General features: G+C 43.4%; 21 protein-coding genes. 4 read left to right on the forward strand and 17 right to left on the reverse strand.

The genetic code is table 11. The features are described from left to right. Positions 1 to 90: 90 nt before the first annotated feature. From ACFVP7_RS16245 to sppA, 9 genes are all read right to left on the reverse strand, one after another. On the reverse strand, positions 91 to 603 hold the full coding sequence (locus tag ACFVP7_RS16245) for a molybdenum cofactor biosynthesis protein B (protein ID WP_338730679.1): 513 nt from the start codon (positions 601 to 603) through the stop codon (positions 91 to 93). Positions 604 to 687: 84 nt separating this feature from the next. Then, positions 688 to 1,875 (reverse strand): acetate kinase, encoded by a 1,188-nt coding sequence (locus tag ACFVP7_RS16250; protein WP_003223511.1) that lies wholly within the window; start codon positions 1,873 to 1,875, stop codon positions 688 to 690. A 172-nt stretch (positions 1,876 to 2,047) separates the two neighbouring features. Then, positions 2,048 to 2,251, reverse strand: coding sequence for a hypothetical protein (locus ACFVP7_RS16255; RefSeq protein ID WP_123372909.1), 204 nt, complete (start codon positions 2,249 to 2,251; stop codon positions 2,048 to 2,050). Beyond that, a complete protein-coding gene (locus tag ACFVP7_RS16260) occupies positions 2,223 to 3,212 on the reverse strand; it encodes a class I SAM-dependent methyltransferase (protein WP_003229346.1) in 990 nt (329 codons plus the stop codon). The genes ACFVP7_RS16255 and ACFVP7_RS16260 overlap by 29 nt, the downstream gene beginning before the upstream one ends. Positions 3,213 to 3,272: 60 nt before the next feature. Continuing rightward, positions 3,273 to 3,776 (reverse strand): thiol peroxidase, encoded by a 504-nt coding sequence (gene tpx, locus ACFVP7_RS16265; RefSeq protein WP_003223506.1) that lies wholly within the window; start codon positions 3,774 to 3,776, stop codon positions 3,273 to 3,275. A gap of 109 nt (positions 3,777 to 3,885) precedes the next feature. Then, positions 3,886 to 4,341 carry a GerW family sporulation protein gene (gene ytfJ, locus ACFVP7_RS16270; protein ID WP_003223504.1) on the reverse strand — a complete coding sequence of 152 codons (456 nt, stop codon included), beginning with the start codon at positions 4,339 to 4,341 and terminating at the stop codon, positions 3,886 to 3,888. A gap of 13 nt (positions 4,342 to 4,354) precedes the next feature. Beyond that, entirely contained in the window at positions 4,355 to 5,035 is a 681-nt protein-coding gene (locus ACFVP7_RS16275) for a DUF2953 domain-containing protein (RefSeq protein ID WP_004399127.1), read from the reverse strand. Between the two features lie 74 nt (positions 5,036 to 5,109). Beyond that, complete coding sequence (locus tag ACFVP7_RS16280; protein WP_014477652.1) at positions 5,110 to 5,604, reverse strand: RDD family protein; 495 nt, start codon at positions 5,602 to 5,604, stop codon at positions 5,110 to 5,112. Positions 5,605 to 5,616: 12 nt separating this feature from the next. After that, on the reverse strand, positions 5,617 to 6,624 hold the full coding sequence (sppA, locus tag ACFVP7_RS16285; RefSeq protein ID WP_069703824.1) for a signal peptide peptidase SppA: 1,008 nt from the start codon (positions 6,622 to 6,624) through the stop codon (positions 5,617 to 5,619). Between the two features lie 185 nt (positions 6,625 to 6,809). Here sppA and ACFVP7_RS16290 point away from each other — a divergent pair, with 185 nt between their 5' ends. Then, a complete protein-coding gene (locus tag ACFVP7_RS16290; RefSeq protein ID WP_338730680.1) occupies positions 6,810 to 7,613 on the forward strand; it encodes an NAD kinase in 804 nt (267 codons plus the stop codon). Positions 7,614 to 7,644: 31 nt separating this feature from the next. Here the strand turns inward: ACFVP7_RS16290 and ACFVP7_RS16295 are convergent, their stop codons facing one another. The 5 genes from ACFVP7_RS16295 to ACFVP7_RS16315 form a co-directional block, all read right to left on the reverse strand. Further along, complete coding sequence (locus ACFVP7_RS16295; RefSeq protein ID WP_338730681.1) at positions 7,645 to 9,234, reverse strand: amidohydrolase; 1,590 nt, start codon at positions 9,232 to 9,234, stop codon at positions 7,645 to 7,647. A gap of 19 nt (positions 9,235 to 9,253) precedes the next feature. After that, the gene (gene mbcS, locus ACFVP7_RS16300; RefSeq protein ID WP_029318249.1) at positions 9,254 to 10,843 is read right to left on the reverse strand and encodes an acyl-CoA synthetase MbcS; all 1,590 of its coding nucleotides are present in this window, start codon (positions 10,841 to 10,843) and stop codon (positions 9,254 to 9,256) included. Positions 10,844 to 11,021: 178 nt separating this feature from the next. After that, positions 11,022 to 11,231, reverse strand: a complete 210-nt coding sequence (gene sspA / locus ACFVP7_RS16305; RefSeq protein ID WP_003223491.1) for an alpha type acid-soluble spore protein SspA — start codon at positions 11,229 to 11,231, stop codon at positions 11,022 to 11,024. A gap of 93 nt (positions 11,232 to 11,324) precedes the next feature. Then, the gene (gene thiI / locus ACFVP7_RS16310; RefSeq protein WP_130572697.1) at positions 11,325 to 12,530 is read right to left on the reverse strand and encodes a tRNA uracil 4-sulfurtransferase ThiI; all 1,206 of its coding nucleotides are present in this window, start codon (positions 12,528 to 12,530) and stop codon (positions 11,325 to 11,327) included. A gap of 3 nt (positions 12,531 to 12,533) precedes the next feature. Further along, entirely contained in the window at positions 12,534 to 13,679 is a 1,146-nt protein-coding gene (locus tag ACFVP7_RS16315; protein ID WP_086344201.1) for a cysteine desulfurase family protein, read from the reverse strand. Positions 13,680 to 13,873: 194 nt separating this feature from the next. Between ACFVP7_RS16315 and brnQ the strand changes: the two genes are divergently transcribed. Then, entirely contained in the window at positions 13,874 to 15,211 is a 1,338-nt protein-coding gene (brnQ, locus tag ACFVP7_RS16320; protein WP_003229322.1) for a branched-chain amino acid transport system II carrier protein, read from the forward strand. 95 nt (positions 15,212 to 15,306) lie between these two features. Here brnQ and ezrA read toward each other — a convergent pair whose 3' ends face one another. Continuing rightward, positions 15,307 to 16,995 carry a septation ring formation regulator EzrA gene (ezrA, locus tag ACFVP7_RS16325; protein WP_014480561.1) on the reverse strand — a complete coding sequence of 563 codons (1,689 nt, stop codon included), beginning with the start codon at positions 16,993 to 16,995 and terminating at the stop codon, positions 15,307 to 15,309. 196 nt (positions 16,996 to 17,191) lie between these two features. Between ezrA and hisJ the strand changes: the two genes are divergently transcribed. Further along, positions 17,192 to 17,998, forward strand: a complete 807-nt coding sequence (gene hisJ / locus ACFVP7_RS16330) for a histidinol-phosphatase HisJ (protein WP_003229318.1) — start codon at positions 17,192 to 17,194, stop codon at positions 17,996 to 17,998. On the opposite strand, the gene refZ is transcribed toward hisJ, so the two are convergent. Further along, positions 17,995 to 18,618, reverse strand: coding sequence for a transcriptional regulator RefZ (gene refZ / locus ACFVP7_RS16335; RefSeq protein WP_042974951.1), 624 nt, complete (start codon positions 18,616 to 18,618; stop codon positions 17,995 to 17,997). The two genes, hisJ and refZ, sit on opposite strands and share 4 nt — an antisense overlap. Before the next feature lie 126 nt (positions 18,619 to 18,744). Here refZ and ACFVP7_RS16340 point away from each other — a divergent pair, with 126 nt between their 5' ends. Then, on the forward strand, positions 18,745 to 19,236 hold the full coding sequence (locus ACFVP7_RS16340) for a GAF domain-containing protein (RefSeq protein ID WP_014477664.1): 492 nt from the start codon (positions 18,745 to 18,747) through the stop codon (positions 19,234 to 19,236). Between the two features lie 37 nt (positions 19,237 to 19,273). On the opposite strand, the gene ACFVP7_RS16345 is transcribed toward ACFVP7_RS16340, so the two are convergent. Continuing rightward, the gene (locus tag ACFVP7_RS16345; RefSeq protein WP_338730682.1) at positions 19,274 to 21,013 is read right to left on the reverse strand and encodes a diguanylate cyclase domain-containing protein; all 1,740 of its coding nucleotides are present in this window, start codon (positions 21,011 to 21,013) and stop codon (positions 19,274 to 19,276) included. Positions 21,014 to 21,177 lie beyond the last annotated feature (164 nt).

Genomic DNA, 21,177 nt, shown 5'->3' on the forward strand with positions numbered 1-21,177 from the left:
ACACTTTAACAAGTACGTTTCGTTTTTTCAAGCCTTTTATAAAAAAAACTTCACCTAAATTTCAGGTGAAGTTTCATAGTATTTATTCATTTACTTGTCTTTTCTGATTTCTCTGACCACATGCGCAAGTTCGGGAATAATCAGCTTATTCATTGCCAGCTTTACCGCGCCGCTTGAGCCTGGCGTTGAGAAAACAGCGGTATGCTGAATGACGCCGGCAGTTGCTCTCGACATGATTGCGGCAGAGCCGATATCCTCTGTATAACTCAGCATCCTGAATATTTCTCCAAAGCCGGGCAGTTCTTTCGAAAACAGCGGCGTTATGGCTTCAATTGTGACATCCCGATCTGCTATGCCTGTCCCTCCGTTTAAGAGTACCGCGTCTGTCTGTTCATCCATGCAGCCCGCAAGCACTGACCGTTGCAAAGCATCCTTTTCGTCTTTTACAATTTCATATGCGGCAATATGATGACCGGCTTCTTCTAAAAATGAGATCATCAGCTTGCCGCTTTTATCGGTTTCATCTATCCTCGTGTCACTGACAGTAATCACTTTGCACCGAACGATATCGGGAGCTTCTTGTTTATGCTCTTGAACGCTCATTGGCCCACCTCTTTTATGTTTTCTGTCTGTCACTATCATGCATCAACAAAAAAGCACATTCAAGAGAATGTGCTTTCATGCGATTTATTTTGCTAAACGAACAACGTCGCGCGCAATCATGACTTCTTCATCAGTCGGAATGATCATGACTTTTACTGGAGAATGCGGATAGCTGATGAAAGCTTCCTCGCCGCGCACGTTATTAAGCGCAGGATCCCAGTATACGCCCATGAATTCTAAACCGCGAAGAACGCGTTCTCTGACTTCCACACTGTTTTCACCGATACCGGCAGTAAAGATGATCGCATCTACACCGCTCATTCTTGCAGCGTAAGAACCGATGTATTTGTGGATTCTGCTTGCGAATACTTCAAGAGCCGTTTCCGCGCGCTCATTTCCTTCTTTCGTTGCTTCAACGATGTCACGAAGATCGCTTGAGAAACCGGAAATGCCGAGCAGTCCGCTTTTTTTGTTTAATGTATTCAATACTTCGTCAGCCGTTTGGCCTGTTTTCTCCATGATGTATGGAATCAGGGCAGGGTCGATGTTTCCAGAGCGTGTACCCATTGCTACACCGGCAAGCGGCGTAAAGCCCATGGATGTGTCAATTGATTTTCCGCCTTCAACAGCCGCAATACTTGCTCCGTTTCCAAGGTGGCAGGAAATCAGGCGCAAGTCTTTTAACGGACGGCCGAGAAGCTCTGCCGCACGCTCAGTTACATATTTATGTGAAGTGCCGTGGAAGCCGTATTTACGGATGCCGAATTTTTCATAGTATTCATACGGCAAGCTGTACAGGTAAGACTGCTCAGGCATTGTTTGGTGGAATGCCGTATCAAATACAGCTACCGCAGGAACATTTGGAAGCACTTCTTTGAACGCTTTAATTCCAACGATATTTGCCGGATTGTGAAGCGGTGCCAATTCAGAAATATCTTCGATTTCCTTAATGGTTTCATCCGTTAATAAAACAGAATCGCTGAATTTTTCTCCGCCGTGAACGACACGATGGCCAATTCCGTCAATTTCATTCAAGTCTTTAATAATGCCGAATTCCGTTAACTTATTCAGCAGCATTTTAACAGCTACCGCATGATCCGGAATATCAGTTACTTCTGTATTTTTTTCGCCGTTCACAGAAATTGTGAATACACTGTCGGCGATACCGATTCGTTCAACTAAACCCTTCGTTAAAACGGTTTCTGAAGGCATTTCGAAAAGCTGAAATTTCAAAGACGAGCTTCCTGCGTTAATTGCAATAATTTTGGACATGATTGACGCTCCTTTATACTCTGTATCAACAACTTCGTTTTTCGTACTTTTTTCCCGGTGAATATCAACATCTTCTCCGAAAAATATCTGACTTTTCCATTTAAACATTGTCATGTCGGCTTTTCAAGTCAACTTGCGTATTGATAACGCTTACAATAAGAAGTCGTTATTTTCAGACACATTCCCTATAGGTTTTGTATTGATGAACGCTTACAATTTGCGGTTTTTCCCTCTGTATTTTGTGTTTCAAAGCTGGATTCAATTCGTCAAGTCCGGTCTTCAAAAGCATAAATAAAAGCAGCTTAGGCATCGACCTCATACGGCTGCCTAAGCTGCTTTTAAAACACTTACTTTTCTTTTTTAAACCATTCATCAAATTGAGCCATCATATCAAGCATCGCCTTTTGATTGGAGAAAGACGGAAGATTCGCAAGCAGAATTTGCCCCGGCGCTTTCGTATTCTCTCCTTGTTTCTGAAGCACAAGGATGCTTTTGGCATGAGCTTCGTCTTTAAAAATAGATTTTGGCAGCTGCAACAGTGCGTTGATATGAACCTTATCTTTGAAAAACTGTTTCAGCTTGCCGCTTTGGGAGCTCTCAAACAAATGATTCGGAATCATAAAAAATAAGTAGCCGCCCGGTTTGGTATGCTTGACGCTCTGTTCAATAAACAGATGATGAGCGAAGGAATGGCCTTCGTCAGCTTTGAGCTCAAACGCTTCTGCTCCTTCGTCATTCGGATAATAGCCGACTGGCAGATCACAAATGACCGTGTCAACTGGATCGATAAACAACGGCTCAAGGCTGTCCTGGTGGAAAAGCTCAAGCTCTTTTTTCAGAAGATTCGCTTGGGCATAGGCGATCTTCAAGAGCACATCATCAATTTCAATGCCAAAGCTGTTTGCCGTTTTTTCAGACAGCTGGTTCAGCACGGTAAACAGAAGGTTCCCAGTTCCCAAGGCTGGATCAAGAATGGTCAGTTCCTTTTTGTCCGCCATAAACTTATTCACCAAATAGCTGATGAAAAGCCCGATCGTATCCGGCGTCATTTGTCTGTTTGGATGGGAGATATCTTTCATTCCTTTAAGGACGGCAAGCTGAAAAGCCTTGCGTACCCACTCATGCTCATACGTGCCGAATTCCGCTTTTTCAAGCAGAGCCTGAAGTTGTTTGGTTTTCTGATCAGCAGGCAGTTTCAGCTGATCCGTTTTTTCAAGAAAATACATTTCTCCTGCTTCGGCCAGCGCCTCTATATATGAAATCTGCAATTCATTCTTTATCATAATCGCTGCTTCGTTTAACAGCTCATACACCGCACCTACATGGTCTTTTTGCATATTGTGTTCCTCCTTGCCATGAAAAAAGCTCCGGCGGCAGCCTGGAGCTTTTTTCCCTGCTTACTTCACTAATGCCTTAGCAGCCTCAATTGGCTTTTCATAGTTCGGGTGATTTGTTGCTTCGCTTACATATTCAGCGTAAACGACTTTTCCGTTCTCATCAAGGACAAATACGGAACGCGCAAGCAGACGAAGTTCTTTAATATACACACCGAACGCTTCGCCAAATGACATATCTCTGTGGTCAGACAGTGTTTCCACTTTGTCAATTCCGTTAGCGCCGCACCAGCGCGCTTGCGCGAATGGAAGGTCTGCACTGATTGTGTAGACGTTGACATCTCCAAGCTTTGCAGCTTCTTCGTTAAAACGGCGTGTTTGTGCATCACAAACACCTGTATCAATTGAAGGGATAACAGAAATAATCGTTACCTTTCCTTTCATGTCAGCTAACGATTTTTCTTCAAGGCTGTTAGTCAGCACTGTGAAATCAGGAGCTTGATCTCCTACCTTCACTTCTTGTCCGACAAGTGTAACCGGACCGCCTTTGAATGTAATTTCAGCCATTATAATTCCTCCCTTTTGTATGTATGTCTCTATCATAGTAAAGTTTCCTGCAAACTGCAAAGTTTATGCCAAAAAAAAGTTAACTGCGGCCAGCGCAGTTAACCTTTTTTTAATAATTCATATTGTTCATTTGGTTTTGATTTTGGCCCTGGCCTTGGTTTTTGTTATTTTTCTTGAACATTTGCTGGATGCGTTCGAGTGTTTGAGGGGCTGCGTCTAAAATTTTCTCTATTAAATGGGTATTTTCATCTAAATGAAGCATTCTGATGCCTGTCGATCCGACAATTAAAAACGCGATCGGCGTAATGGACACACCGCCCCCGCTTCCGCCTCCGAAAGGAAGTTTCTGTTCTCTTGTCTCATCGTCTTCCGATTTCTTTTCGGCCGGCTTTCCGCCAAACTCGCTTCCGCCTGCGGCGAATCCGAATCCAACTTTAGAAACAGTTAAAATCACACTTCCATCAGGCGTTTCTACTGGATCTCCGATGATGGTGTTAACATCAATCATTTCCTTCAAGTTTTCCATTGCGGTTTTCATTAAACCTTGGATGGGATGGTCTGCCATATACGCTTCCTCCTTAAACTGATGAATCATTCTTTGAAGTCATTCTAGCCGACGGATTCTTCTTTAATACGGATAGCTCCCGTCCGTATTTGACGAATTTGAAAGCTGCAAGCATAGCATGTCCAAAGCGAAAAAAGAATATACACTGAAAATGGGTCTTGGAAACTGGGACTTGAAACGACGGGATCACCTCATAGACAGGTTTATTCACAAAGTCCAGGTGGTCGTAGAGCATTGCTGCGATACCGCCCTTCACACCCCATACAGCACCTGTTAACACACCTGTCACTGCCGCATCCTGAATTCCGATTACTGTAACCCATTCTAGTTTTGTGATATGTAAATGCGCGAGAAAAGACGCGCTGATTTTTCGTAGTCTGGTAACCTGATGCAAAAGCATTTCGATTTTATTAATGCTTTGCTGCACATCGTTTTGTGTAATTTTTTTCTTTCCGCTGCTTTTTTTCATTTTAGATTCAGTTTTTTGTTTGATATCCACTGTTCCGTCTTCTTTGTTTACCTTAATCGCCGGGATTGTTTTTTTGATCCTTATAAGGCCAAACAGCGCCGTAATCTTCAAGGTCAATTTGTCATTATCATCGGCATGAAGATACTCCAGCGCAACATGAATTTTCATTCTGAGAAGCAGTACGATCCCTATGAGAATAAGAATGGCTGTCAGTACATACACCATATTCTTCACTTCCTCTAGGAGCATTATCGCCAATTCCTAAAAAAATAAACCCGGACGGAAGTCCGGGTTATCGGTTATTTGCGGTATAATTTTTCATGCACCACGGTGGTATCCGCGATGTAATCATGAATCCCTTGTTTTGTAGGTGAAAAAGCAACAACGATATATAAAATCCAAATCTTATCAATATACCGTCCAACCACTTCACGAAAAATCACTGTACTCCATGTCAGCTTGCTATCTTGCTTCACAGAAACCACTTTGAGGCCGAACACCATTTTACCAAGCGTCTGCCTGAAGTATTTTGTCATTAGTGCGAAATAGGCAAGATACACAATAAGCGTTGTCACACTGTAGGCCGAGAAGGTAAACATGCCGGATGTTTTCGGCAGATCCAATACGGTAAAGAGGGGAGAAACGAGCAAATGGTTTAATCCCCATATCACGAGCCAATCAAGCAGGAAAGCCCAGAAACGAACCCAAAAGCCAGCATAGGCATGTGTCAGCTGCTCCGCTTCTTGCGGGCCTTTGATGTCATTGCGCTCTAACTCTTCATATGTCGCGTCCATTATTGTTCCCTCCTACTTCGCATAGAGATACATCATTCTCGGCGAACCGGATTGCGATAGAATTTCTCTCATATTCAAAAAATCAATTTCACTTTTAAACATTTTGTTCGCGCCCATGGAAAACAGTGAGCCTAATCCGAAGCTTTCCTCATAAGAAATGACAGAGGCGTTTTTCAAATCCTTGTGATCCTTTTTCATGGCCGTAATGGTATCGTCATAAAAACCAAGCTCATCAACGAGGTTCAGTTTTTTCGCCTGCCGTCCGTCATACACGCGGCCGTCCGCAATTTTCTTTACCTCTGCTTTCGACATGCCGCGCCCTTTTGAAATGACATCAACAAAGCCTTCATACGAATTATCAACCATCGATTGCATGATGTTTTTTTCTTCTTTCGTCATCTCACGGGAAGGAGACATAATGTCCTTATGGGCCCCGCTCTTAATCGTTTCATAAGAAATGCCAAGCTTATCGGCAAGCTTTGAATAATTGACGCTTTCCATAATGACGCCGAGTGACCCGGTCAGGGTTTCCGGTGTCGCAAAAATCTTATCAGCCGCTGTTGAGATGTAATAGCCTCCTGATGCTGCCATCGAACCCATTGACACGTAAATCGGTTTTTTCGTTTCTTTCTTGATTTCTTCCAGTTTCTTATGTATTTCAGCACTTTCATACACTCCGCCACCCGGAGAATTCACCTTCAGAACGATACCTTTGACCGTCTTGTCATCTTTTGCGCGCTCAAGGTTTTTTAAGAACGTTCTGTGGTTATATCCGTCTGCACCAAGCAGACTGCTTGAGTCCCCATTATCCTGAATGGTGCCGCTGACCTCTAATACGGCAATTTTACTTGAGAGACTGCCGTTTTCCAGCGTCTTTTCCTGCGATTCATCCGTCAGTGATGTGAGATCCGTTTGAGCGCCTTTGACGCTTTCAAAGAAACTCATAGAGATGCTGACGATAATAGACACGCCGAAAATCCCCAGAGCAATCACTAATGCAATCCATCTTTTTGCATTCATTTTTTCTCCTCCTTTTTCCTAAACTCTCTCATTATACGATTCAATATGAAAAATGTTTCACTTCATGAGAAAGCTCCGGCTTAACGGGCTGCCGGCAAACGTGGTACACTTATGGCCAAAGGTATTTTATCACAAATACTGGATGGCAGAAAAACTTAAATATGACAGCAAAGGGGAAATGGGATATGACCGATCAACGCCGTAATGTTTATTTTTTTCACAAACAGGATCAGGAAACGAACGAACAAGCCCACTCGTTAACACAATTGGCGGAAGAGCATGGATTTACCGTTGTGAACCAGCACTCAGACGCCAATATTATCGCTAGCATTGGCGGGGACGGCACATTTTTGCAGGCAGTCAGAAAGACGAATTTTCGTGACGACTGCTTGTACGTCGGCATTACCAAAAAGGGGAAAGCTCATTTATATTGCGACTTTCATAGTGATGAGCGAGAAAAAATGGTCGATGCAATGACGTTCGAACAAATTGAAGTGAGAAAATACCCGCTGATTGAAGTGACAGTGGATCAAGCCAGTCCTTTTCACTGCTTAAACGAGGTATCCATCCGCTCAAGCATCATCAAAACCTTTGTGATGGACGTGCTGATTGACGATCTGCACTTTGAAACATTTAGAGGTGACGGGATGATTATCTCAACGCCTACAGGCAGCACCGCCTATAACAAGTCTGTTGCAGGAGCTGTTGTTGATCCATTGCTTCCATGCATGCAGGTATCAGAGCTTGCATCCCTTAACAATAATACCTACCGGACACTCGGCTCGCCATTTGTCCTCAGCTCTGACCGAAAGCTGACCCTTCGTGTGGTACAAGACGGCAATGAGCACCCAATCATTGGCTTAGACAATGAAGCACTCAGCACGAGAAATGTGAAGACGATCGAAATCAAACTGTCTAATAAGCAAATCAAAACAGTCAAACTAAAGGACAATTCATTTTGGGAAAAAGTGAAGCGTACTTTTTTATAGAAAATAAAAGGACAGGCTGCTGCCTGTCCTTTTATGATTTCTCATATACAATCTGGCCGTTAATCACGGTTTTTTTAATCTCTAAAAGATGAAGCTGTGCGGGGTCAATGGCAAACGGATCACCACTGAGAACTGTAAAATCCGCGTCATAGCCTTCCGCAATTTTTCCGCGTGACTTCTCTTTATAAATGATACCGGCGCTACCTTCTGTATAAAGCTTTATCGCTTCATGTACAGGTAAACATTCACTTTCATTATAGCTTGGCCCATTTTGCTCATGACTGCTTTTCCGGAGGACTGCGGACTGGATCCCTAGAAGCGGGTCAACAGGCTCAATCGGGGCGTCTGAACCGCCCGCGCATAAAATGCCTTTAGATATGAGGGTTTTCCAGGCAAATGCAGTCTTCATCCGGTCTTTTCCGAGACGGTCAATGACCCACGGAAAGTCGCTTGCAACGAAATGCGGCTGAAGATCAAGCGCGATCGGCATGCGTGCTGCTCTCTCGATTAATTCGTTATCAAGCACTTGAGCATGAATAAGCCGATCATGCCGGCCGTTTTTGGGCGGATGCTTTTCTATTGCGTTCAGCACTTTTTCAAAAGCAAGATCGCCGATTGCATGAACAGCAACCTCCATCCCTTTTTCTCTCGCTTTGCGAATGAGCCGGCCAAGGGTTTCGTCATCGTGAACCTGAACACCATTTGTTGATGGATCATCCTGATATGGTTCTTTCAATAAAGCCGTTCTCCCGCCAAGCGCCCCGTCCGCAAAGATTTTCATAGCACCGAACTCCACATACGGGCCGGACAGCTTCTCCAGCTGCTCCCATCGATCGACAGCTTCATGATGAACGAGCAAATGGCAGCGAAACGGATACTTTCCGCCAGCGGCAGCTTTCTCATAAGCTTTCATCGGCACCGAAACATCACCATAATAGGACAAGTCTTCCGAATGACCGCCCGTCAGGCCTTTTGTCCAGCAATCCTTTATTGCAGCCGTTAATGCCTCATCAACATAGTGCTGGGAGACTGGCGGGACAGCCTTCAGAATCAAATCCTGCGCCTTATCAAACAGGAGTCCGGTCGGCTCGCCATTTGCATCTTTTACGATGACTCCGCCGTCAGGATCAGGAGTATTTCTTGAAATTCCCGCTGCTTGAAGAGCCGCAGAATTGACAGCTATTGCATGCCGGCATATACGCTTGAGCAAGACGGGCCTGTCAGGAAACAGGCGATCAAGATCATGCTTAGTCAAGTAGTCAGGTGTCTCAAACTGATTTTCATTCCAGCCTTCTCCAATGAGCCAATCGTTTTTAGGAAGCTGCCGCTCTCTTTCCTTCGCAGCCTGTAAAATTGAATCTTTCGACGTCAGTGCGGACAGATCGAGCTGAAGCTGTTTCTCACCGTGGCCGATCAAATGTAGATGGCTGTCAACAAAACCGGGGAACATCACTGCTCCGTTCAGGCTGATTTCTTCTGTTTCCGGCGACCCGTACTTTTCCTTCAAACGTTCATAGCTGCCGGTGCCTTTTATAACACCATCCTCAACATAAACTGCCTCAGTCCGATCGCCTTCTTCGAGCATCGTATAAATGAAACCGCCGTGCCATATCGCCTTCATTCACGTTCACTCTCTTTCTTTACGCCTTTTTATTGGCTTTGAGCTGTTCTTCACGTTTTCTTAATTCCACTCGTCTGATTTTTGCAGAAGCCGTTTTCGGCAGGCTTTCCACAAATTCAATTTCTCTAGGATATTTGTATGGAGCGGTAATCGTCTTCACATGGTTTTGCAGCATTTTGACAAGCTCATCACTGCGTTTTTCATGATTTTGCAGGACAACATATGCCTTTACGATGGAGCCTCTGATTTCATCAGGGCTTGCGACAACAGCACATTCTTTTACTTCTGGGTGCTTAACAAGCGCGTCTTCCACCTCGAAAGGCCCGATCGTATAGCCGGAGCTGATAATAATATCGTCATTTCGGCTTTCAAACCAGAAGTAACCTTCCTCATCTTTTCTTGCTCTGTCTCCCGTTAGGAAATAATCGCCGCGAATTTGTGTTTTCATTCTTTCCGGATCTTTAAAATACTCTTTAAAGAGCGCAGGCGTACTGAGGTGAACAGCGATATCGCCAACCTCACCAGGTTTGCAGATTTCACCGTCTTCATTTATGATCTCCACCTGATTTCCCGGTGTCGGTTTTCCCATGCTTCCCGGTTTAATAGGCGTATCTTTCAAAACACCAACCAAAAGCGTGCTTTCTGTTTGGCCATATCCGTCCCGTACCTTAATGCCAAAGTGCTTTTGGAAAACATCAATGACTTCACGGTTGAGCGGCTCACCTGCGGAAACAGCGCTGTGCAGGGCAGAAAGATCAAAGCGTTCCAAGCCTTCAACCTTCGCCATTAAGCGGTATTCTGTCGGAGTGCAGCAGAAAACATTGATTTTGTAGCGATTTAAAAGCTCTAGATATTTTTCTGCTTTGAATCTGCCGTGGTACACAAAACCGGTTGCTCCGCTGCCAAGCACCGCTAAAAACGGACTCCATACCCACTTTTGCCAGCCAGGGGCAGCAGTTGCCCAGACGATATCCTTTTCAGAAATATCAAGCCAAGCGCCGGCAGAAGTTTTTAAATGAGCAAATGCCCATCCATGTGTATGTACAACACCTTTCGGCTGACCTGTTGTCCCGGATGTATAAGATAAGAAAGCCATATCATCTCTTGTTGTGTCAGCTGTTTTAAATTGGCTTCCGTCCGCTTCAATTGATAAGAGGTTTTTCCAGCCGGCATCATTTTCACCAATAGACAGTGTAATCAGTTTGTCAGTCGTACTGACATCCCGGAAAGCGCCAATAAATTCTGAGTAGACGATAGCGCCTTTTACCTCTGCATGTTCAATCCGGTATTCAAGATCTTTCGCGCGAAGCATTTCGGAGCACGGAATGACAACCATTCCTGATTTCAGGATAGCCAAATAAACAGCATAGGCTTCAAGCACCCGCGGAACCATTACAATCAGCTTGTCTCCCTTTTTAAATCCAAGATCAGCTAAGGCCGCTCCGATTTTATTTGTTTCTTCCATCAGCTTTTCATACGACCAAGATTCTTGCTTGCCCGACTCGTCCTCCCATAGAAGAGCGGTTTTTTGTCCAGCAGCACTGAACTTTTCCATTTCATTCACTAAATTATATTGCACAGGGGCAATTAAATCTTCACGTTTTAACACGAACAACTCCTCACTTTCTCCACCCATTATACATAAATACAGGCTCTTTCCGTAAGGATATGCCTAAAAGCAACCTCTGTAAACATAGATTTTATAGGCCGCTGGTCCTTTTTTATATGTAAAAAATGAAAAAGAGTGGGGATACCCCCACTCCTAAGCCATTATGTGAAATTGTAAATTAGAATTGTCCTCCGCCCATGTTTTGTTGAGCAAAAGATACAAGACGTTTTGTGATCTCTCCTCCAACAGAACCGTTAGCGCGAGAAGTTGTGTCTGCTCCAAGGTTTACACCGAATTCAGAAGCGATTTCTAATTTCATTTGGTCGATCGCTTGAGCAGCTCCTGGTACTAAAAGGTTGTTGCTGTTACCTGAGTTATTGTTAGCCATGTGTCTCACCTCCTTGTGAGTATAGAATGTGTCAAAACACATGGCTTCATTCAGAAAAACTTTGGTAATTGTATACAGGAGCTGAAAATTGATTTAAAAGAGTTCAGCGAATTTATCGTTAGCTTCTTGTTCGCTATAAAGGGTCATTGTCTCAATGTTATCTACCGCTTCTTGAATATACGGCTCGAAATCAACAAAGCTTTCAAAGTGTTCAATTTTCTCTTTTTTAGGGCGTGTTTTCGGGCTTGGCGGTGTAAAGATCGTGCAGCAGTCTTCAAACGGCTGAATACTTGTCTCATATGTGCCAATTTCCCGTGATTTTTCGATGATTTCTGTTTTGTCCATGGCGATTAGCGGACGCAAAATCGGTGTTGACGTCACCGCATTAATTGCATACATGCTTTCAAGCGTTTGGCTCGCTACCTGACCGAGGCTTTCTCCCGTAATAATGGCAAGCCCGTTTCTCTTTTCTCTGATTCTGTCGGCGATCTGAAGCATGAGGCGGCGGGTTGCCGTCATTGTGTAATTTTCAGGAATTTGTTTTTGAATGAGCTCTTGCGTTTTTGTAAATGGAACAATATGAAGTGTCATGCTTCCCCCAAAACGGGACAGACATTTCGCCAGATCCATTACCTTTTGCTTTGCGCGCTCGCTTGTGTATGGCGGGCTGAAGAAATGAACAGCTTCTACCGACAATCCCCGTTTCATCGCATAAAAACCGGCCACAGGGCTGTCAAAACCGCCAGAAAGCATCAGCATCGCTTTTCCTGCTGAACCAACTGGCAGCCCGCCTGCACCTTTTTCATCACGAATTGTCAAAAATGTTGCTTCTTCCCTGATTTCGATTCTGAGCGGGATGTCTGGGTTGCGAACATCGACCGTCAATCCTTCTGTATTTCGCAAAATATGGCCGCCGATTTCAGCGTTCATCTGGTTTGTATCTAATTCAAATTGCTTATACGCTCTCTTTGTCGCGACTTTAAACGTATCACCTGGTTTATACTGATCTTTGATAGCCTTTAGTGCGGTTGCCTTAATATCATCAAGGCGGCTGTCACATTTAATTGCCAGGCTGAAGCTTTGAATCCCAAACACTTGCCTTAAATGAGGAAAAAGAGCCTCAGGATCCTCTCCATTTAATGTAATCGTCATACGATCCCTGTTGGAAAAGTATTTTAAATTCGGATAGTCTTTCAAAACGAGTCTGATGTTTTGTTTTAAGCGCTCAATAAAGCTTTTTCTGTTTTTGCCTTTGGTCGAAATTTCCCCAAAACGAATTAATATATGATCGTAATTCATGTTCTACCTCATCATTTCCCTTAATTTTTTGATACCAGGACGAAGCGCGTTCATAAACGGTTCTGCCACATCGCTTGTCTGGCTGTAATTTAAACTGATTCTGATGCTGCTTCCGGCAATCTGCTCTCCTTTGCCCATCTCTAAGAGAACTTTACTGGGCTTATGTTCTTTTGCCGAGCAAGCCGATGTTGTGGAGACGAATATATCCTGTTCCTCAAGCATGTGTAAAAGCACTTCCGCTTTAATCCCCGGTACAGAGAAATTAATAATGTGCGGCGCGCTATTCATTTGAGGCGTGTTGATAACGACGCCCTCAATTTCACTCAGCCTTTTCATAAACAATTCCTTTGCGGCAGTCATCGTGTCAAGCCGTGTGTCAAAATCAGCAGAGGCCAGATTAATGGCCTTGGCAAGCGAAACCGCACCAGCAGTATGTTCTGTTCCGGCCCGTATGCCTTTTTGCTGAGAGCCTCCCGTTATGAGCGGAATAAGGCGTGTTCCTTCTTTTACAATAAGTGCGCCTGTCCCCTTTAGGCCGTGAAATTTATGCCCCGAAATTGAACATAGATCAATGCCGGCCTTTTCAATTGCCAAGGGCACTTTATAGATGCCCTGCACATAATCGACGTGAAACAAAATGTTCGAATGCTCTTTCAGCACTTCTCCTGCCTCTTCAATCGGCTGCACGGAACCGACTTCATTGTTCACATGCATCATGCTGACAAGCACAGTATCGGGACGGATGGCTGCTTTTAGTTCTTCAATAGAAACAAATCCGTCTTCATTCACAGAAAGATAAGTGATATCAAACCCGAACAATTCTTTCAGCTGTTCTAACGATTCCGTAACGGATGGATGTTCAATAGAAGTGGCAATGATATGTTTGCCTGTTTTTATCTTTGACAAAGCCGCTCCTTTTAAAGCCGCATTATTGGCTTCTGTGGCGCCTGACGTAAATACAATATCATATTTTTTTAGGCCTAAGGACCTTTTGATTTGATTTTTGGCTGCTTGAAGCAGCTGTTCCGTTTCGGCTCCATATCGGTGCAAAGATGAAGGATTGCCAAAGTATCGGCTGCTTGTCTGTTCATACACGTTCAAGACTTCATCGTAGGGCTTCGTAGTTGAACTATTATCTAAATATATCATCTTTTTTACTCCTTTATGAAAGCGGTACAAGGTATGATATTTATGTTACCATAACAAAATTTAATAGAAAATTACGAAAAACTAGTATTGACTTCTAATTTTTTTACCATATAATAAGATTTGTTCGTTTCGTCATATTATCTGACAATTAATTGACAGAATATTTTAACATAATTATTAGGAGGATTTTTTTCATGAAACACTCACTGCCTGTCAAAGATACCATTATTATTGGTTTCATGCTATTTGCGTTATTCTTTGGAGCAGGAAATATGATTTATCCGCCGGAACTTGGACAAGCAGCCGGACACAACGTCTGGAAGGCCATCGGCGGATTTTTACTGACAGGGGTAGGCCTGCCGCTTCTCGGCATTATCGCCATCGCATTAACCGGTAAGGACGCTAAAGGCCTTGCTGACAAAGCGCACCCTGTTTTCGGCACAATCTTTACTGTCGTGCTTTATTTATCAATCGGACCATTATTCGCCATCCCGAGAACAGGAACTGTTTCATATGAAATTGGCGCTGTACCGTTTTTGACTGGCGTACCAGAAAGACTTTCTTTATTAATATTTACACTTATCTTTTTCGGCGTTACGTACTATTTAGCGTTAAACCCATCTAAGGTTGTGGATCGAGTCGGAAAAATTCTGACTCCCATCAAATTCACAATTATTTTAATCATTGTTCTCAAAGCCATCTTCACGCCGATGGGCGGATTGGGCGCCGTGACAGAAGCATATAAAGGAACACCGGTTTTTAAAGGATTTTTAGAAGGCTATAAAACAATGGACGCACTTGCTTCAATTGTATTTGGCGTTGTCGTTGTAAATGCTGTAAAAAGCAAAGGCGTTACACAGTCTAAAGCTCTTGCTGCAGCCTGCATTAAAGCAGGTGTGATTGCCGCTTTAGGGCTGACTTTCATTTATGTATCCCTTGCTTATTTAGGTGCAACAAGCACAAATGCCATCGGTCCTGTTGGTGAAGGAGCTAAAATTTTATCTGCGTCTTCCCATTATTTATTCGGTTCATTAGGCAACATCGTACTCGGAGCAGCGATTACAGTCGCATGTTTAACAACAAGCATCGGCCTTGTCACATCTTGCGGCCAATATTTTTCAAAACTTATTCCGGCATTATCATATAAAATTGTCGTTACGATTGTCACGTTATTCAGCTTGATCATTGCGAATTTCGGACTCGCGCAAATTATCGCGTTTTCTGTTCCTATTTTATCAGCTATCTATCCGCTTGCCATTGTCATTATCGTTCTTTCCTTCATCGATAAGATCTTTAAAGAAAGACGCGAAGTGTACATCGCATGCTTGATCGGTACAGGACTTTTCAGTATTTTAGACGGTATCAAAGCAGCCGGTTTTTCACTTGGATCTTTAGATGTGTTTCTAAATGCGAATCTTCCTCTTTACAGCCTCGGCATCGGCTGGGTGCTTCCAGGAATCGTCGGAGCGGTTATCGGCTATGTGCTTACCTTATTCATCGGACCATCCAAACAGCTTAATGAAATAAGTTAATGTCACAGAACGCCTGCGTTATTGCGCAGGCGTTTTGCAATGAAAAAAAGAGCCTGCTCATTACACTGCGGGCTCTTTTTCATAGTCGTGATTATCTAAGCGGATATGTCTGCTTTGATTTTTTCAACTGCACCTGGCGCAGCCTTTTCTACAGCGGCAGCTGCAATTTCATAAGAGTCGTCATAATCAAAAGCATAAAAACGTCTTTCCGCTTCTTTCAGCTGTTCAGATAAAATATGATTCTGGCTTCTGAACCGGTTTCCGAACTGAATGATTTTTTCAATGAGGATGACCTGCTCGACAAGTTCCTCTGATTCCCGGCTTGCCCTGTTGACGATTTCTTCTGCTTGTTTCAAATGGGCTCCGGCTTCTTCCATATTTAATGGAAGTTCGTTTAGTTGATTGACTGTTTCTTGAATATGATGATGCGCGTTCTCCAGCATCTCTTGAATATGGCTCGGAATCCCTGGAATGTTGCTAGTCTTCAGCAGTCTAGCTGTCTCAGAAATTGTTTTTTTCAAATTGCTGAGTGTCTCCCTCGCCTGAAGCTCTTCTTTTCTCAGCGCTTGCAGATTTTCACGATACTCGGCATGCTCTTTTTTCACTTCTTCAATTTGCTTCTCTATTGAAGCAACTTCTTCTACTAAAAGTGAGTAAGCGACATGCTCTGCATCAAGCTTATCTTTAACGGATGATAGCAGCTTTCCAATTTCATCAAGGCGCTTTTCAAAAGCCTGCTGTTTGCCGAGCTCACCGGCTGTCAGCCTGTAGCTTTCCTTCACCAGCTCAGTTTCCGCCTTCGTATGCTCTTTCTCTTCTTTAAGCTTGTCGTAAGCAATAATCAATTCAGGCATTTTGCTTAGTACGGATTGACCGGCCTCAACTTCGCCCTCCAGCTGCTGATAAACAGATTGAATATTTTCGTCAATGAGCTGCAGGATTGCGGACGCTTCATCAATATCCAGCTCAGTCATCAGGACATGTTCCGCTCGTTTCAGCTGGTTTGACAGATTTTCTAATTCCTTATCAAGCTGGATATGCTCAAGCTTGTACCCTTTTTCTTTCATTTCGCCATAGCCATCCTTGAGCTTTGCAATCTGTCCGGGCACCGTCTGTTTACAGTCAGCTAACAGCTTCGGCACATCATCTATGTATGACTGAAGCCGTTCAAGATTGCGGTCCTGCTCAAGCAGTACTTTTCGTGCAGTAATATAGTTTCCGCCTTCTGTTTCTTCTTCAAATTGTTTGATGCCGCTCCAAATTTCGTCCAGATCCTTTTCAAGGCTGTCATAAAGCTCCCCGTAAAGGTGGCTGTAAGCCAGCAGGTTTTTTCGAGATTTCGAATAGCGCTCCCTCACCTGTTCAATCTCTTCACGGCTCTTTTCCTCACTTGTGACAAGATCGCTGATTTCCCGAAGAATCTTTTCAATGCTTGATTCAGCCGCTGTCAGCAGGTCGTCGATATGAACGAGCACTTGATTGGCCTTTTTAAACCGGTATTTGTCTGCATTTTCCTCGGCATCATAAAGGAGCTCTTCAACTTTCGGCATGTGGGCTGTGACAATCTCATCCCATTCTTCACGCCACTTCTCAAAGAACTCTTCTGTCTGACCCGTCATTTTTAAATGTTTTATTTTAGACATTTCTTCCACGATCGACCGATTTAGAATTTCAATCTTCCACGATTCCAGCCGGTCGATTTCGGCGTAGATTTTTTTCCTGAAAAAGTAGCCTGCCGCAAACAGCGCAAGCAGTACAATTAATAATCCAATGACAAACTCCATAATGAGCCCCCTTGCTGTTTACCTTAATCTGTCAGGGTGTTTTATTTATTCAGAAAGATTTCAGGATATGTATTGAGAAAAACTGTCGTTTTCATTGTTATTATGATACCATGTAACAAACATTTTTTGACCAGAAATCAAAAACTTTTTGTGCAAAATCGGCAGGATTTGACTATTTTTTCATGGGGTGACATCAATGCAAAAGCGAGACGGACATATTCACACACCATTTTGCCCTCACGGCTCCAATGACACACTCAGACAATATGCAGAAGAAGCCTTAAAAAAAGGGTTCGAATCGATTACTTTTACCGAACACGCCCCATTGCCGCCCTCTTTTACCGATCCCACGCCGCTGAAAGACAGCGCGATGGCGCAAGCTTCTTTGGAACGCTATATTCATGAAATTTCCGGATTAAAAAAAGAATATCGCGGACAGCTTAGCATACGGACAGGACTTGAAGTCGATTATATCGCTGAATTTGAAGACGAAATTACATTATTCCTAGACACATACGGGCCATATTTAGATGACAGCATCTTATCCGTTCATTTTTTGCGCACAGACTCTTCCTATCTATGCCTTGATTATGACGAGCATACCTTCAAAGAGCTGATTTCAGCCTGCGGAAGCATTGAAGCGGTATATGAACAATATTACCGGAGTATCTATTCTTCCATTGTAGCATCTCTCGGCGTTTATAAGCCAAAAAGAGTCGGTCACATCACACTCGTCCAAAAATTCATCAAGCTGTTTCCATACAGCATGTCAGAACATATTCGCGGCCTCGTTTCCCTGTGCCTGAATGCCATTGAAGAAAACGGAATGGAGCTCGACTTCAATACTTCCGGCTTAAGAAAAACTTACGCTGGCGGTATTTATATCGAGGATTGGATGCTGAATGAAGCGAAGCAAAAGAAGATCCCGCTTGTGTTTGGGTCAGATGCCCATCAAGCGGGAGATGTCGGATATGCGTATGAGGCGTTTTTGGAACGGTGCTAGTTGGTGAGCGCCACGTCCCCTGTCCGGAAGACGCTTCTGATCCAAATCTTGATTTCTTCAAAATACATTTTATAAAAATACGGCTCGTGCGGCTGCATGTAGAGTACTTCTGAAATATATTGAGGCTGGAGATAGGGCATCATCAAGAGAGATTTTAATTGGAGAATAAAATGAGGCATCGGCAGCGTTAAATATTCACGCTGTTTTTCTCCTTCCTCAATGATCAGCTGGAAGATATACTTTTCCTTCATTAGATATGTCGACATAATTTCCCTGATTAATGTGGAGTCAATTGTGACTTCCCGGTAGACAAAACGAGTTAATTGACGATGATTATGCTGATAGGATAAAATATCGAAAACCAATTGAAGAAGCTGTTCCTGCGTGCTTTGAGAAGAGATATTGCTTGCCGCTGTTTCAAGCGTTTTGCTGTAGCCCTCGTAAAACTCTGAAACTAAGTGTTCCATCAAGCCTCCTTTGCCTTTAAAATAGTAGGAGATGTGCGCAACATTTACATCAGCTGACTTTGCGATTTCACGGACAGACGTGCCAGAAAATCCTTTTTGGTTAAAAAGCATGACAGCAGATTCAATAATTTTGTCTTTGGTGCTTACTTTCATACGGCTCACTCCTTCCTCTTGATACTATTCAAGCAGAAAGCCGCTGTTCCTGTAAGAGCTTATCGACAAATGCCGGCAGAAAAGCCGGAACTTTGTTTTATATTATAGAAAAAGTGAGGGTTTTCCATGTTCCATGTCGAAAAACAATCTGGAGATAAAGAAAAAGACTATCAGCTTCTGCTAAAACAGCTCGAAGCCATGACCGAAGACGAAACAGACCAAATAGCTAACTATGCAAATGCCTCAGCACTGCTGTATCATTCGCTGCCTGAAGTCAACTGGGCGGGTTTCTATTTTGCCAAAGAAGAGGATGGACAGCTTGTGTTAGGTCCGTTCCAAGGCCTCCCGGCATGTGTTCGGATTCCTTTCGGCAGAGGGGTTTGCGGCACAGCGTACGCAAACGGAAAAGTGGAACGTGTTGAGGATGTAAACGCGTTTCCTGGACATATCGCCTGCGATGCAGCGTCCCAATCAGAAATTGTGCTTCCGATTCGTGTAGACGGAAAAATTGTCGGCGTCTTGGACATCGACAGCCCAGTGAAAAACCGTTTCGACGAAATTGATGAAAAATACTTAACTCAATTTGCCGAAACGCTAGAAAAAGCGTTAGCGCAGTAATATAAAAGCCCAAAACTGATATCGTTTTGGGCTTTTTTTATTTTATTGAGTCATGAACCATCAAGCGGTTTTTCCCGCTCCGTTTCGCGCTGTAGAGCGCTTCGTCTGCCTCATGCACAAGCTCTTTCAGCGACTTTTTTGTTTCTGTCGTCCAGCAGGAGATACCGCAGGAAATGGTTACCTCGGGTTTCGTATTTTTTCTGACTGCGTAAACCAGTCGCTCGGTAATCCGTTTCCCCACTGCAACCGGCACATTTGGCAAATAAATCGCCAGCTCCTCTCCTCCCCAGCGGGCACCGACATCATGCTTTCGGATGTTGCTTTTAATCACTGAAGCGACTTGAATTAAAATCTCGTCCCCAGTCTGATGGCCGTACGTATCATTTACATTTTTAAAATTATCAATATCAACAAGAATAAAAACACCCTTTTGGTGGATTTTCATGCTGTATTGAATTTTTTCATCTAAATACGCTCGTGAATACAGTTCAGTCAGCTGATCTGTTTTCACGAGATGCTCAAGGCGGTCGCGAAGCATTGAATTGGTTACAGCCAGTGTCGCGTGATGAATCAGCGCCTGAAACAGCTTGTACATTTCAAATGTAAAAGCGTACAGCTCCTGTTTCAATAAAACCGCAAAGCCTAAAAGCCGGTCGTTTTGAATCATCGGAGCAGCCATCAGCGAGCCGTACCCCGCCTTCCCAAAAACAGACTGGCCATTCCCGATGAAAACCCCTTTTTCACCTTCATACAGCTTTTCTTTCAGCTCATTATAAAAATCTGACGGCTTCGCTTCTTTAAAAAATGCTGTGCTGCCTGGGAGCAATGTTAGGTTTTCAAAATGGTCTATATGAAAAAATCCCACTTCTTCTGCCTGAAACGATTCTGCCATTCTCACAGCCAGATCATTCATTGTATCAGTCAGTGTCAGCCGCTGATTCAGGCGGCGTGATGTTTCATTAATCAATTCCAAATTTGCGATGCTTGCTTTGGATTGTTCGTAGAGCTGGGCATTTTCAAACGCTTTTCCCGCCGCGTTTGCTAACAGCGACATTTCATCAAGGCAGGCATCAGTAAGAAAGCTGTCACCCGTTCCTTCAGCCTTCAACACCCCGTATGTGCCCTGCTGTCCTTTGATCGGAATATAGGCGGCAGATTCATTTTTCCGCAAAATGTCTCCGGACAAATACACTTTGAGCGCAAAGGAATCGGATTTTTCCCCTTCCATATACAGCTCTTTTGCAGGAATCCCTAAACATTGGTCTTGATCGTGCGATATAAATAAAGAAAACTCAAAAAGAGAAAATGTGCTGGTCAAGCTTTCTAAAAGCTGCTTCAGCACATCTGTCTGATCAAGCAGTGAATGGAACAGCTCTGTCATTTTGTATATCTTTTTTTGGTAGATCGTTTTGTTATAGAGTCTTTCCTGTTTCATCGACTGGTTTAAAAATGAAGCAACCACGTCCGGAAGCCCTTCAGGAATCTCTTCATCCTGCCTGCACGCAAGATGGAAACGCCTGCCGGAGCCGTCCTCAATCAGGTAACATGAAGCGTTTATTTTTGAAGCGGAAAAACGCGCTTCATCATCTGCCAGTTTTGTCACAAAGTCTGATGATGACGGTGTAAGCGAAACACAAAAGGTTGAAAAATAGGTTTGAATAGCAGAAGCCAGCCATATTAAAGAGTCGGTGAATGTGACTTTTTCAGATTTGGTTAATAAAAAATCGAGCATATGATAATGAAAGGCGGATAATTGATCTTTAGTTTGTTCTACCATGTTTTTATCACCTAAAAGTTTACCACTAATTTTTGTTTATTATATCATAAACGGTGAAGCAATAATGGAGGAATGGTTGACTTCAAAACAAATAAATTATATAATGACCTTTGTGTGAAATATTGCAGCCTTTTTGTTCAGCTTCTATGTTTTCATTTTGTTCC

It is taken from the genome of Bacillus sp. SG20033 (assembly GCF_044570195.1).
Lineage (GTDB): Bacteria > Bacillota > Bacilli > Bacillales > Bacillaceae > Bacillus > Bacillus subtilis.

Excerpts from the sequence above, each read along its gene's own strand:
- brnQ (WP_003229322.1), top strand. The coding sequence starts at position 13,874 with ATGAAACACTCACTGCCTGTCAAAGATACCATTATTATTGGTTTCATG.
- sspA (WP_003223491.1), bottom strand. The coding sequence starts at position 11,231 with ATGGCTAACAATAACTCAGGTAACAGCAACAACCTTTTAGTACCAGGA.
- ACFVP7_RS16245 (WP_338730679.1), bottom strand. The coding sequence starts at position 603 with ATGAGCGTTCAAGAGCATAAACAAGAAGCTCCCGATATCGTTCGGTGC.
- ACFVP7_RS16315 (WP_086344201.1), bottom strand. The coding sequence starts at position 13,679 with ATGATATATTTAGATAATAGTTCAACTACGAAGCCCTACGATGAAGTC.
- sppA (WP_069703824.1), bottom strand. The coding sequence starts at position 6,624 with ATGAATGCAAAAAGATGGATTGCATTAGTGATTGCTCTGGGGATTTTC.
- thiI (WP_130572697.1), bottom strand. The coding sequence starts at position 12,530 with ATGAATTACGATCATATATTAATTCGTTTTGGGGAAATTTCGACCAAA.
- ACFVP7_RS16275 (WP_004399127.1), bottom strand. The coding sequence starts at position 5,035 with ATGGTGTATGTACTGACAGCCATTCTTATTCTCATAGGGATCGTACTG.
- ACFVP7_RS16290 (WP_338730680.1), top strand. The coding sequence starts at position 6,810 with ATGACCGATCAACGCCGTAATGTTTATTTTTTTCACAAACAGGATCAG.
- hisJ (WP_003229318.1), top strand. The coding sequence starts at position 17,192 with ATGCAAAAGCGAGACGGACATATTCACACACCATTTTGCCCTCACGGC.
- tpx (WP_003223506.1), bottom strand. The coding sequence starts at position 3,776 with ATGGCTGAAATTACATTCAAAGGCGGTCCGGTTACACTTGTCGGACAA.
- ezrA (WP_014480561.1), bottom strand. The coding sequence starts at position 16,995 with ATGGAGTTTGTCATTGGATTATTAATTGTACTGCTTGCGCTGTTTGCG.
- refZ (WP_042974951.1), bottom strand. The coding sequence starts at position 18,618 with ATGAAAGTAAGCACCAAAGACAAAATTATTGAATCTGCTGTCATGCTT.
- ACFVP7_RS16260 (WP_003229346.1), bottom strand. The coding sequence starts at position 3,212 with ATGCAAAAAGACCATGTAGGTGCGGTGTATGAGCTGTTAAACGAAGCA.
- ytfJ (WP_003223504.1), bottom strand. The coding sequence starts at position 4,341 with ATGGCAGACCATCCCATCCAAGGTTTAATGAAAACCGCAATGGAAAAC.
- ACFVP7_RS16280 (WP_014477652.1), bottom strand. The coding sequence starts at position 5,604 with ATGGACGCGACATATGAAGAGTTAGAGCGCAATGACATCAAAGGCCCG.
- ACFVP7_RS16340 (WP_014477664.1), top strand. The coding sequence starts at position 18,745 with ATGTTCCATGTCGAAAAACAATCTGGAGATAAAGAAAAAGACTATCAG.
- ACFVP7_RS16250 (WP_003223511.1), bottom strand. The coding sequence starts at position 1,875 with ATGTCCAAAATTATTGCAATTAACGCAGGAAGCTCGTCTTTGAAATTT.
- ACFVP7_RS16345 (WP_338730682.1), bottom strand. The coding sequence starts at position 21,013 with ATGGTAGAACAAACTAAAGATCAATTATCCGCCTTTCATTATCATATG.
- ACFVP7_RS16295 (WP_338730681.1), bottom strand. The coding sequence starts at position 9,234 with ATGAAGGCGATATGGCACGGCGGTTTCATTTATACGATGCTCGAAGAA.